Origin of the sequence: Streptomyces sp. DvalAA-14 (assembly GCF_900091855.1) — a bacterium.
GTDB lineage: Bacteria > Actinomycetota > Actinomycetes > Streptomycetales > Streptomycetaceae > Actinacidiphila.
Genome location: NZ_FMCH01000260.1, coordinates 1 through 11,886, shown reverse-complemented (window position 1 = coordinate 11,886; position 11,886 = coordinate 1). Strand labels below are relative to the sequence as shown.

The following is an 11,886-nucleotide window of genomic DNA, read 5'->3' as shown; positions in this document are numbered from 1 at the left end:
GGTCGGAATTACCAGCCTCAATTCGAGCCATGCTCCGGAGACACACGTTTCCGCGGGTCTCGTCGAGGCGGTTGTGCCAACGTACATGGGGCGGGCCACCGGATGCAAATCCGGTGGCCCGCCCCGTCTGTGGAGGTTGACGTGGCGTCAGACCTCAACCACCACCGGGAGGATCATCGGCCGGCGCCGGTAGGTGTCGGAGACCCATTTACCGACGGCACGTCGGATGATCTGCTGGATCTGCCGGGTCTCCATCACCCCGTCGGAGGCCGAACGGGACAGCCCCTCTTCGATCTTGGGGATGACCGCGGCGAACGCCTCGTCCTCGATGCCCGATCCGCGGGCGTGGATGTTCGGGCCGCCGACCAGTTTGCCGGTGGTGCTGTCGACCACGATGAAGACGGAGACGATCCCCTCCTCACCGAGAATGCGGCGGTCCTTGAGGGAGGACTCGGTGATGTCGCCGACCGAGAGACCGTCCACGTAGACATAGCCGGCCTGTACCTTGCCGGCGATCTTGGCCACACCGTCCACCAGGTCGACGACCACGCCGTCCTCGGCGATGACGCAGCGGCTCTTGGGGATGCCGGTGAGCTGGCCGAGTTCGGCGTTGGCCCGCAGGTGGCGCCATTCGCCGTGGATCGGCATCAGATTGCGCGGCTTGCAGATGTTGTAGAAGTACAGGAGCTCACCGGCCGAGGCGTGGCCGGAGACGTGCACCTTGGCGTTGCCCTTGTGGACGACGTTGGCGCCCCAGCGGGTCAGGCCGTTGATGACGCGGTAGACCGCGTTCTCGTTGCCCGGGATGAGGGACGAGGCGAGGATGACGGTGTCGCCCTCGACGATGCGGATCTGGTGGTCGCGGGCGGCCATCCGGGACAGGGCGGCCATCGGTTCGCCCTGGGAGCCGGTGCAGACGAGGACGACCTTCTCGTCGGGGAGGTCGTCCAGCACCTTGATGTCCACGACCAGGTTGCCCGGCACCTTGAGGTAGCCGAGTTCGCGGGCGATGCCCATGTTCCTGACCATGGAGCGGCCCACGAAGGCGACCTTGCGGCCGTGTTGGTGAGCGGCGTCGAGCACCTGCTGGATGCGGTGCACATGGCTGGCGAAGCTGGCGACGATGATCCGCTTGTCGGCCTTGTCGAAGGTGTGCTGCAGGACCTGGCTGATGTCGCGCTCGGGCGGGACGAAGCCGGGGACTTCCGCGTTGGTGGAGTCCGCGAGCAGCAGGTCGATGCCCTCCTCCCCGAGCCGCGCGAAGGTCGGCAGGTCGGTGAGGCGGCCGTCGAGCGGCAGTTGGTCCATCTTGAAGTCGCCGGTGACGACGACCATGCCGGCCGGGGTGCGGATGGCGACCGCCAGGGCGTCCGGGATGGAGTGGTTGACCGCGACGAACTCGCAGTCGAAGGGGCCGATGCGTTCCCGGTCGCCTTCCTTGACCTCCAGGGCGTACGGCCTGATGCGGTGTTCCTGGAGCTTGGCCTCGATCAGGGCGAGGGTCAGCTTGGAGCCGATCAGCGGGATGTCGTCCTTCTCCCGCAGGAGGAAGGGCACGGCGCCGATGTGGTCTTCGTGGCCGTGGGTGAGGACGATGCCGACGACGTCGCTCAGCCGGTCCCGGATGGAGGTGAAGTCGGGCAGGATCAGATCGATGCCGGGCTGTTCCTCTTCGGGGAAGAGGACGCCGCAGTCCACGATCAGCAGTTTCCCGCCGAATTCGAAGACGGTCATATTGCGGCCGATTTCGCCGAGCCCGCCCAAGGGGGTGATGCGCAGGCCGCCATCGGGCAGGTTCCGCGGTGGGCCGAGTTCAGGATGCGGATGGCTCAAAAGTTTCTCCCTACCGCGCACACCCGTAGCCGTCCTGGGGCGTCGTGGTGTGCGTGACGATAATTCTTTCGTGTGTGCGTTCGGATGTATTCAGGTGCTTGAGAATGTATGCGGATGCGGTCAAAAGTCGGACAGAGATGCGGATACCTACGCGCTCGTATCCAGCTGTGTCCGGCTGTATTCAGTTGTGAAGTCTGGGTCGGAGCCTGTCAGAGGTGTACCCCGCCGGCGGCGAGATCCTTCCTGAGCTGCTCGGTCTCGGCCTGGCCGAGGGAGATCAGAGGGAGCCGGAGCGGGCCGGCCGGCAGTCCGCGCAGCGCGAGGGCGGTCTTCACGGTGATGACGCCCTGGGCGCGGAACATGCCGGTGTAGACGGGAAGCAGTCGCTGGTGGATCTCGGCGGCCTTGGCCACGTCGCCGCCGGTGTACGCGTCCAGCAGGGCGCGCAGCTCGCCGGCCACCAGGTGGGCCACGACGGAGACGAAGCCGGTCGCGCCGATGGACAGCAGCGGCAGGTTGAGCATGTCGTCGCCGGAGTACCAGGCGAGGCCGCTGCGGCTCAGCGCCCAGCTGGCGGCGGTGAGGTCGCCCTTCGCGTCCTTGTTGGCAACGATACGCGGGTGCTCGGCCAGCCGGACAATGGTCTCTGTGTCGATGGGCACACCGCTGCGGCTGGGGATGTCGTAGAGCATGACCGGCAGGCCCGTCGCGTCGGCGATGGTGGTGAAGTGCCGGTACAGGCCCTCCTGCGGGGGCTTGCTGTAGTACGGCGTGACGGTGAGCAGGCCGTGGGCGCCGCTGGTCTCGGCCTGGCGGGCCAGGGCGACGCTGTGCGCCGTGTCATTGGTGCCGACGCCCGCCACGACGTGGGCGCGGTCACCGACGGCCTCGACGACGGCGCGGACCAGGTCGTTCTTCTCCGTGTCGCTGGTGGTGGGCGACTCCCCGGTGGTGCCGTTCACGACCAGCCCGTCGTTGCCCGCGTCCACGAGGTGTTCGGCGAGCCGCTGGGCTCCGTCGAGGTCGAGGGCGCCGTCGGCGGTGAACGGCGTGACCATCGCGGTCAGAACCCGGCCGAAGGGGGCCGTGGAGGTGGAGGTGGCAACCATGGAACCCACGCTACTCGGTCTGTGGACAGGGGCGCAGCCCTGGGACCTGCGGAGAAGGACTCCGGCGTTGCCTGCTCGGGGGTTCAGACGACGCCGAAGTCCGTTTCTGCAGCGTAGATGAACCTCATGAATGCCTGCAATCCGGACGCTTCGGACATTTTTCAAGGGGCGACTCGGCCGTTCGCGTTGAAAGCCGCGTGCGTCAGCGGCATCAGCTCCGCCCAGGCCGCTTCCATCTTCTCCCCCACCATCTCGATCTCCCGCTGCGGGAAGGACGGCACCCGGGCCAGCTCGTGCTGGGTGCGCAGGCCGAGGAAGTGCATCAGCGAGCGCGCGTTGCAAGTCGCGTACATCGAGGAGAACAGCCCCACCGGCAGTGTGGCCCGGGCCACCTCGCGGGCCACTCCGGCGGCCAGCATCTCCTGATAGGCGGCGTACGACTGCGTGTACGACTCCTCCATCGCGGCGACGACGCCCTTGTGCTGCTCGGGTGTGCCGTCCACGAAGACGTACTTGCCCGGGCGGCCCTCCTGCACCAGCTTGCGGTCCTGGCCGGGGACGTAGAAGACGGGCTGCAACTCGCGATAGCGCCCGGATTCCTCGTTGTACGAGTTGTGCACGATGATTCCGCCGGCCAGGAAGTTGTGCCAGGGACCGGCCACCGAGAGGTCGTAGGTCATCTCCTCGCCGTCGCCGGCGACCGAGGCGATGGGATCGGGCAGCGCGGCCGCGGCCCGGCCGGTGGTGTCCCCCGCCAGCACCGCGTCACCGGCCGCCAGCTCGCCGGCCTTGCGCCAGCCGTCCGGGGTGAGGAGGGCGTGGTCGGCCGAGCAGCGCAGGGTCCGGCCCGCGGCGGTGGTGATGCGCAGCAGCGGCTTGACCCCGGATTCCAGCACGTCGACGATCGGCGTCCGCCCGGCCAGCAGGGTGTCCTCGTCGTAACAGCGGACCTGGCTGTCGAGGGTCTGGCGATCGCGGGCCTCGGTAGCGCCGCCCGCCGCGGGGCCGTGGTGCCAGCGCCGGTGGAGCTCCCCGATCGGCAGCGGGCGCGGGTCGCCGCTCCCGCTGTCCAGCGTGACCTCGGTGTCGCCGGCCAGGCACCAGCCCGCGCGGTGGCGCATGAACTCGCGGAAGACAAAGATCGGGGCGCTGATGAAGAAGGTCATCGAGTTGTGCTCGAAGGGACTGCCGTGGCGATCCCGCATCAGGTAGTTCAGCAGGCCCTTGGAGCGCTCGGGGTCCTTGCTGAGCTCTTCGAGGGACTGCTCGCCCGCGGTCGAGACGCGGGCCGCCCACAGCACGTCGGAGTCCGAAGCACTGTGTTTGACGAGCTCGACGGTCACGTCGTCACGGAACCGGAGGGGAGCGTCGGGCTCGCCGGGCAGATCGGTCGACACGGAGGTCCTTCCTGTTGCTGGCCCCAATTCGGCTGCGCCCAAGCCTAAGCGCTGGGTCGGACAGCGGACGTCTCGGGACAAGGCCGACCCGGAGGTTGGCCGTTGTCGCCGTGGCGGATAGCCTCACCGGTCAGAGCCCACCCCGTCCGCCCCATCCGGAAGCCGGAAGAGGACTGTCCGCGTGTCCCTGCCCCACAGCTCCGCCGCCGTCAATGACGAGTACGCCACCGGGCGAGCGCTGCCGCACGCCGCTCAGGACCGCTGGATGCGGCCTTACCGGCCCGGCCCGTGGCGGGTGGCCACCGCCGCCCTGGCCCTGATGCTGGCCTCGTACCTGCTGCTCGCCGCGCTGATCATGGCGCTGGCCGGCGGGGTGTCGGGGGCGGCGGGAGTGCTGGTGGTGGGGCTGGTGGTGATCGCGGGCACGCTGCGGCTGCTGCGGGTCGGGGTGTGGCTGAGCGGCAAGGGCGTTCGGCAGGTGGGGTATTTCGGCACGGTCACCGTGCCGTGGGGCCGGGTCACCTCGGTACGCACCGCGCAGCAGCCGGTGAAGGTGCTGGGGCTGCCGCGCACGGTGCAGGGGCAGGCACTGGTGGTCAGCCGCCGCGGCGGGCAGCCGCTGCGGACACTGGTCACCGACCACAACGCGGACTTCCTGGGCCGGATCGAGGCGTTCGACATCGCGGCCGACGCCATCGAGAGCTGGGCCGCGCAACTGCGCTGACGCACAACCGCCCCGACCCCGTCCACCGGCCGCCCGGATTCACCCGGGTGGCCGGTGGTACGACGGCGCCGGTTACTTGCCGTCGTGCAGGGCGATGGCCCGCTGCATGGCCTTGCGGGCCCGCGGGGTGTCCCGGGCGTCGAAGTACGCCACGGCCAGCCGGAACCAGTTGCGCCAGTCGTCGGGCGCGGCCTCGGTCTCGGCCTGGCGCTTGGCGAACACCGCGTCGGCGGAGTCGCGGACGATCCGGCCGCTGGGGGTGCGTTCGAGCTCGTCGACCGGCAGGCCGCCCTCGGCCTCCAGTTCGCGGCCCAGCCGCCCGGCGTGCCGGGCGAACTGCGTGGTGTGCCACAGGAACCAGGCGCCGATCAGCGGCAGGACCAGGACCGCGACACCGAAGGCCACAGTGACCGGGCGCCCGTCGGCGATCAGCAGGATGCCCCGGTCGCCGGCCAGGACGAAGTAGAAGACCAGGGCGACCGCGGACAGGGTGTAGCTGAGTTTGGCGCGCATCGCTGTTCAGTCCTCGTCCGGCCGGGAGTCCTCGGACAGGAAGTGCTCCAGCCCGTAAGTCAGGCCGGGCACGCCGGGCACGGTCCTGACAGCGAGCAGGATGCCCGGCATGAAGCTGCTGTGGTGCAGGGAGTCGTGCCGGATGGTGAGGGTCTCGCCGGTGCCGCCGAACAGCACCTCCTGGTGGGCGAGCAGGCCCCGCAGCCGTACCGAGTGCACCGGTACGCCGTCCACCTCGGCGCCCCGGGCGCCGGGCAGGCCGTGGGTGGTGGGGTCGTGCTGCGGGGCGCGGCCGTCCTCGGCGCGGGCGGCGGCGATCAGCTGCGCGGTGCGGGTGGCGGTGCCACTGGGCGCGTCGGCCTTCTTGTCGTGGTGCAGTTCGATGACCTCGACGCTTTCGAACCAGCGGGCCGCCTGCTGGGCGAAGCGCATGGTGAGCACCGCCCCGATGGAGAAGTTCGGGGCGACCAGCGCCCCGACCCCCGGTGCGGCGGCCAGCCGCTCCTCCAGGGCGGTGAGCCGCACCGGGGTCCAGCCGGTGGTGCCGACCACCGCGTGGATGCCCTGCCCGATGACATAGTCCAGGTTGTCCATCACGGCGTCGGGGTGCGTCAGGTCGACGGCGACCTGGGTGTCGGCCTCGGCCAGCGTCTCCAGCCGGTCGTCGCGGTCGATCGCGGCGACCAGTTCCAGGTCGTCGGCCGCCTCGACGGCGCGCGCCGCCTCCGAGCCGATCCGGCCCTTGGCGCCGATGACGGCCACACGGAGCTTGCTCATCGTTCTACGGTCCTCCGGTCACAGGGGGGTTGCGGTCGGTGGGGATCAGGCAAGGGCTTCCTGCAGGCGGGCGGCCTGCTTGTCCTTGACCGGGCCGATGACGGCCAGCGAGGGACGCTGCCCCAGTACCTCACGGGCCACCGCGCTCACGTCGTCCAGCGTGACCGCGGCGATCTTGGCCAGCAGGTCGTCCACGGACAGCTGGTCGCCCCAGCACAGCTCGCTCTTGCCGAGCCGGTTCATCAGCGCCCCGGTGTCCTCCAGCCCCAGCACGGTGGAGCCGGACAGCTGCCCGACCGCGCGTCGCAGCTCCTCCTCGGTCAGGCCGTGCTCGGCGACCTGGGCCAGCTCGTCCCGGCAGATCTTGAGCACTTCCGGGACCCGGCGCGGCTGGCAGCCGGCGTACACCCCGAACTGGCCGCAGTCGGCGAAGGACGAGGTGTAGGAGTAGACCGAGTAGGCCAGCCCGCGCTTCTCGCGGATCTCCTGGAACAGCCGGGAGCTCATGCCGCCGCCGAGTGCGGTGTTGAGCACGCCGAGCGCCCAGCGGCGTTCGTCGGTACGGGACAGGCCGGGTGTGCCGAGCACGATGTGGGCCTGCTCGGTGCGGCGGTCCAGGATCTCGACCCGGCCGGCCGTGCGGATGGTCCGGGATCCGTCCCGGGGCGGGCGCGGTTCGGCGTCCGGGTCGCGCAGGGCGCCGGCCTGCTCGAAGGCGTGCCGCACCTGCCGTACGACGGTGTCGTGGTCCACATTGCCGGCGGCGGCCACCACGAGGCGGGTGGGGTCGTAGTGCTTGCGGTAGAAGCGGGCCACCTGGTCGCGGGTGAGGGCGTTGACGGTCTCGACGGTGCCCAGCACCGGGCGGCCCAGCGGGGAGTCGCCGAGCAGGACGGAGGTGAACAGGTCGTGGACCTCGTCGCCGGGGTCGTCCTCGGTCATGGCGATCTCTTCGAGGACGACGCCGCGCTCGGCGTCCAGGTCCTCCTGCCGGATGACGGAGGAGGTGAGCATGTCGCTGACCACGTCGATGGCCAGCGGCAGATCGGTGTCGAGCACCCGCGCGTAGTAGCAGGTGTACTCCTTGGCGGTGAAGGCGTTCATCTCGCCGCCGACCGCGTCGATGGCCGAGGAGATGTCCAGCGCGCTGCGCCGCCGGGTGCCCTTGAAGAGCAGGTGCTCCAGATAGTGGGTGGCGCCGCCGAGTGCCGGGGTCTCGTCGCGGGAGCCGACGCCGGCCCAGATGCCGAAGGTGGCCGAGCGGACGGTGGGCAGCGTCTCGGTGACGACCCGCAGGCCGCCGGGCAGGACGCTGCGGCGGACGGTGCCGATGCCGTCGGTGCCCGGCAGGAGGGTCCGCGTGCGGACGGCCCGCCCCTCGGTGGAGGGGCGGGCCGTCACTGCGGTGGAGCGGGTCGTCACTGGGCCGACTCGTCCTTCGCCTCGTCGTCGCCGGCGTCCTCGCCGTCGATGACGGGGATCAGCGACAGCTTGCCGCGGGCGTCGATCTCGGCGATCTCGACCTGGACCTTGGCGCCGACACCGAGGACGTCCTCGACGTTCTCGACGCGCTTGCCGCCGGCCAGCTTGCGGATCTGCGAGATGTGCAGCAGCCCGTCCTTGCCCGGCATCAGCGACACGAAGGCGCCGAAGGTGGTGGTCTTGACGACCGTGCCCAGGTACCGCTCGCCGACCTCGGGCATGGTCGGGTTGGCGATCTGGTTGATCATGGTGCGCGCGGCCTCGGCCTGGGAGCCCTCGGTCGCGCCGATCAGCACCGTGCCGTCGTCCTCGATGGAGATGTCGGCGCCGGTGTCCTCCTGGATCTGGTTGATCATCTTGCCCTTCGGGCCGATGACCTCGCCGATCTTGTCCACCGGGATCTTGATGCTGATGATCCGCGGCGCGTTCGGGGACATCTCGTCCGGGGAGTCGATGGCCTCCATCATCACGTCGAGGATGTGCAGGCGGGCGTCGCGGGCCTGCTTGAGGGCCGCGGCCAGCACGGACGCCGGAATGCCGTCCAGCTTGGTGTCGAGCTGCAGGGCGGTGACGAACTTCTTGGTGCCGGCGACCTTGAAGTCCATGTCGCCGAACGCGTCCTCGGCGCCGAGGATGTCGGTGAGCGCCACGTAGTGCGTCTCGCCGTCGATCTCCTGCGAGATCAGGCCCATGGCGATACCGGCGACGGGGGCCTTGAGCGGCACACCGGCGTTCAGCAGCGACATGGTGGAGGCGCAGACCGAGCCCATCGAGGTGGAGCCGTTGGAGCCGAGCGCCTCGGAGACCTGGCGGATCGCGTAGGGGAACTCCTCGCGGGTCGGCAGGACCGGGAGCAGGGCCCGCTCGGCGAGCGCGCCGTGGCCGATCTCGCGGCGCTTGGGGGAGCCGACCCGGCCGGTCTCACCGACGGAGTACGGCGGGAAGTTGTAGTTGTGCATGTAGCGCTTGCGCGTCTCGGGCGCCAGCGTGTCCAGCTGCTGCTCCATGCGGAGCATGTTGAGGGTGGTGACGCCCAGGATCTGGGTCTCACCGCGCTCGAACAGCGCCGAGCCGTGCACCCGCGGGATCGCCTCGACCTCGGCGGCCAGCGTGCGGATGTCGGTGACACCGCGGCCGTCGATCCGGACCTTGTCGCGGATGACGCGCTGGCGGACCAGCTTCTTGGTCAGCGAACGGTAGGCCGCGGAGATCTCCTTCTCGCGCCCCTCGAACTGCGGCAGCAGCTTCTCGGCGGCCAGCCCCTTGACCCGGTCGAGCTCGGCCTCGCGGGCCTGCTTGCCCGGGATGGTCAGCGCCTGCGCCAGCTCGTCGGTGACCGCGGACTCCAGCGCCTCGAACACGTCCTCCTGGTAGTCCAGGAAGATCGGGAACTCGCCGGTGGGCTTGGCGGCCTTGACGGCCAGCTCGGACTGCGCCTTGCACAGCACCCGGATGAACGGCTTGGCCGCCTCCAGGCCGTTCGCGACGATCTCCTCGGTCGGCGCCTCGGCGCCGCCCTCGATCAGCGCGATCGTCTTCGCGGTGGCCTCGGCCTCGACCATCATGATCGCGACGTCGCCGTCGTCGAGCACCCGGCCGGCCACGACCATGTCGAAGACCGCGTCCTCGAGCTCGCTGTGGGTCGGGAACGCCACCCACTGGCCCTTGACCAGGGCGACGCGGACGCCGCCGATGGGGCCGGAGAAGGGCAGGCCGGCCAGCTGCGTGGAGCAGGAGGCGGCGTTGATGGCGACCACGTCGTAGAGGTGGTCGGGGTTGAGCGCCATGACTGTGCAGACGACCTGGATCTCGTTGCGCAGGCCCTTGACGAAGGACGGGCGCAGCGGGCGGTCGATCAGCCGGCAGGTGAGGATGGCGTCCTCGGACGGGCGGCCCTCGCGGCGGAAGAAGGAGCCGGGGATCCGGCCGGCCGCGTACATGCGCTCCTCGACGTCCACCGTGAGGGGGAAGAAGTCGAAGTGCTCCTTGGGCTGCTTGGAGGCGCTGGTGGCCGACAGCACCATGGTGTCGTCGTCCAGGTAGGCCACGGCGGAGCCGGCGGCCTGACGGGCCAGGCGGCCCGTCTCGAAACGGATGGTGCGGGTGCCGAAGACGCCGTTGTCGATCACGGCTTCGGCGTAGTGGGTCTCGTTCTCCACTATGGGGATTCTCCTCGTCCTCGCCCGCGGGGCGTGTCCTCGCGGGCCATCGGTGGAGGGGCGTCCTGCCGAGGGCCGGTCTTCGATCGAAGCCTCCGGGGGTGGAACCACCCGGGGGCCACTACCGAGGACCGGCGTGTGCGGCGGATAGGGAGGACGCTCCTCCTCATTCGTTGTCAACGGCACCATTGCACCAGACGAGGCCCGGATTGTGCACGTCATGTGCGCGTTCCGTGGCCCGGTGCACACGGGGCCGTTGCGTTTTCGCGGTGGTGCCTTGCTGTGCGGTGAAACTACGGGGTAAACCGTGCGGTACCGCGGGTGAAGCTCTTCGGTTGTTCAGTTGTTCGGTAAGGCTGTTCGGCGCCGCGGTAAAGCCGCGCCGGGACGTATATGGCGAAGGGAGCGGCCCCGTCCGACGGGAACCGCTCCCCTCCACGGCGTCTTAGCGGACACCCGCCGCGCCGGCACGGATGCCGAGGCGCTCGCGGAGTTCACGGAAGCGCGTGATGTCCTTCTTGGCCAGGTACTGCAGCAGACGGCGCCGCTGACCGACCAGGATGAGCAGACCGCGGCGCGAGTGGTGGTCGTGCTTGTGGGTCTTGAGGTGCTCGGTCAGGTCCGAGATCCGGCGCGACAGGAGCGCGACCTGGACCTCGGGGGAGCCGGTGTCGCCCTCCTTGGTGCCGAACTCTGCGATGATCTGCTTCTTCGTCTCGACGTCGAGCGACATACGGACTCCTTGGGTGTCAGTGGCCTCCGAGCGCCCCCGGTCTTCTTCGCGGGGGTGTCTCAGGTGACTCGCGAGGCTCGGCTACGCGGCGATACCACACGCGTGACCGTCACCCAGAGTACCAGCCCGGACCGAGGTGCTTACCCGCGGGTCATCTCGCCGGGGACGGTCGGTGGTGCGGGGGTACGCGCCCGGTAGGGAGCGCGTCACGCAGGGTGGGAGGCGGGCCTGACATCGAGCGGGTCCCGGCGATTAGTCTTGCCCTGAACGGGGAGGGGGGAATCGGCCATGGGGTGCGTGGGCGAAGGCGCCGCGGGGCGGTTCGCGAAATGGCTCGCAGGACCTTTCGCACGAGGGTTCGCAGGACGATTCGCAGGACGATTCGCACGACGGTTCGCAGGACGGTTCGAAGCCGCAGACCAGGAGGCATTGTGAGCAGCGATCGGGACGAGAACCGCGCGGGCGGGGACGGCCCTGTCGAGGATCCGTCGCAGGCCGGCAACACCGGTGACGTCACGGGTGAGTTCAGCCTCGGACCGCGGCTACCGGCCTGGTACATGCAGGACGCGTCGGGCAGCGGCGGGCCGGCGGGCGAGCGGGACGAGGAGGAGAAGGAGGAGAAGGAGGCGGGCGCCGCCTCGGACTCGTTCCCGGACTCGCTCTCGGACCCGGACCCGGACCCGGACCCGGACCTGGACCTGGACCGGGACCCGGACTCGGGCTCCTTCCCGGAGCCGGCGGCCGGCACCGGGGTGCCAGAAGGGTCCGGTGCCGCGGAGCCGGTGGCCGGCGGGGGTCCGGCCGCCGCGCCGGCCGCGCCCTCCTGGTCGGCGACGTCCGTACCGTCGATCCCCGAACCCCGGGAGCCCGAGGCGGACCCACCCGAGCGCGAGCGGCCGGCCTCGGCATCGGAACCCGAGCCGGAAGAGGCGACGCGGGAGGCGCGGCCCGGGCCTGGATCGGGGGACGCACCCGAACGCGAGCCCGAGCAGGGACCCGGGCACGTACAGGAACCGGAGTCCGTGGGCGCGTCGGATCCCGGGAAGCCGGCCAAGCGGGAGCTGGTGTGGACACCGCTGCCGGCGCCGCCTCCCGACGCGACGCCTTGGGCGCCCGGCGTGCCGAACGGTCCGGTGCCGCCGCTGCCGCCGCCAGTTCC

At 70.3% G+C, this 11,886-nt stretch carries 9 protein-coding genes and 2 pseudogenes; 2 read left to right on the top strand and 9 right to left on the bottom strand.

The window, feature by feature from the left end:
• Nucleotides 1–147: 147 nt before the first annotated feature.
• From GA0115240_RS13495 to GA0115240_RS39210, 4 genes and pseudogenes are all read right to left on the bottom strand, one after another.
• On the bottom strand, nt 148–1,833 hold the full coding sequence (locus tag GA0115240_RS13495) for a ribonuclease J (protein WP_093736920.1): 1,686 nt from the start codon (nt 1,831–1,833) through the stop codon (nt 148–150).
• Nucleotides 1,834–2,042: 209 nt separating this feature from the next.
• On the bottom strand, nt 2,043–2,942 hold the full coding sequence (gene dapA, locus GA0115240_RS13490; protein WP_093736919.1) for a 4-hydroxy-tetrahydrodipicolinate synthase: 900 nt from the start codon (nt 2,940–2,942) through the stop codon (nt 2,043–2,045).
• Nucleotides 2,943–3,103: 161 nt separating this feature from the next.
• Nucleotides 3,104–3,553, bottom strand: a pseudogene (thyX, locus tag GA0115240_RS39215) (FAD-dependent thymidylate synthase); the annotation flags it as partial.
• 207 nt (nt 3,554–3,760) lie between these two features.
• Nucleotides 3,761–4,285, bottom strand: a pseudogene (locus tag GA0115240_RS39210) (FAD-dependent thymidylate synthase); the annotation flags it as partial.
• 235 nt (nt 4,286–4,520) lie between these two features.
• Between GA0115240_RS39210 and GA0115240_RS13480 the strand changes: the two are divergent.
• Nucleotides 4,521–5,063 (top strand): hypothetical protein, encoded by a 543-nt coding sequence (locus GA0115240_RS13480; RefSeq protein WP_093736917.1) that lies wholly within the window; start codon nt 4,521–4,523, stop codon nt 5,061–5,063.
• A gap of 72 nt (nt 5,064–5,135) precedes the next feature.
• On the opposite strand, the gene GA0115240_RS13475 is transcribed toward GA0115240_RS13480, so the two are convergent.
• From GA0115240_RS13475 to rpsO, 5 genes are all read right to left on the bottom strand, one after another.
• Nucleotides 5,136–5,576: a hypothetical protein gene (locus GA0115240_RS13475; protein WP_093736916.1), complete on the bottom strand. Its 441-nt coding sequence runs from the start codon at nt 5,574–5,576 to the stop codon at nt 5,136–5,138.
• 6 nt (nt 5,577–5,582) lie between these two features.
• On the bottom strand, nt 5,583–6,353 hold the full coding sequence (gene dapB / locus GA0115240_RS13470; protein WP_093736915.1) for a 4-hydroxy-tetrahydrodipicolinate reductase: 771 nt from the start codon (nt 6,351–6,353) through the stop codon (nt 5,583–5,585).
• Between the two features lie 45 nt (nt 6,354–6,398).
• Nucleotides 6,399–7,775 (bottom strand): M16 family metallopeptidase, encoded by a 1,377-nt coding sequence (locus GA0115240_RS13465; protein ID WP_093736914.1) that lies wholly within the window; start codon nt 7,773–7,775, stop codon nt 6,399–6,401.
• On the bottom strand, nt 7,772–9,994 hold the full coding sequence (locus GA0115240_RS13460) for a polyribonucleotide nucleotidyltransferase (protein WP_093736913.1): 2,223 nt from the start codon (nt 9,992–9,994) through the stop codon (nt 7,772–7,774). The genes GA0115240_RS13465 and GA0115240_RS13460 overlap by 4 nt, the downstream gene beginning before the upstream one ends.
• Nucleotides 9,995–10,439: 445 nt before the next feature.
• Nucleotides 10,440–10,727, bottom strand: a complete 288-nt coding sequence (rpsO, locus tag GA0115240_RS13455) for a 30S ribosomal protein S15 (protein WP_033173003.1) — start codon at nt 10,725–10,727, stop codon at nt 10,440–10,442.
• Nucleotides 10,728–11,158: 431 nt separating this feature from the next.
• Here rpsO and GA0115240_RS13450 point away from each other — a divergent pair.
• Nucleotides 11,159–11,886 (top strand): SCO5717 family growth-regulating ATPase (locus GA0115240_RS13450; protein WP_256069798.1); only part of this gene is annotated, 728 nt, incomplete at its 3' end.

Coding starts and splice junctions, on each gene's coding strand:
- GA0115240_RS13475 (WP_093736916.1), bottom strand. CDS start 5,576: ATGCGCGCCAAACTCAGCTACACCCTGTCCGCGGTCGCCCTGGTCTTC.
- rpsO (WP_033173003.1), bottom strand. CDS start 10,727: ATGTCGCTCGACGTCGAGACGAAGAAGCAGATCATCGCAGAGTTCGGC.
- dapA (WP_093736919.1), bottom strand. CDS start 2,942: ATGGTTGCCACCTCCACCTCCACGGCCCCCTTCGGCCGGGTTCTGACC.
- dapB (WP_093736915.1), bottom strand. CDS start 6,353: ATGAGCAAGCTCCGTGTGGCCGTCATCGGCGCCAAGGGCCGGATCGGC.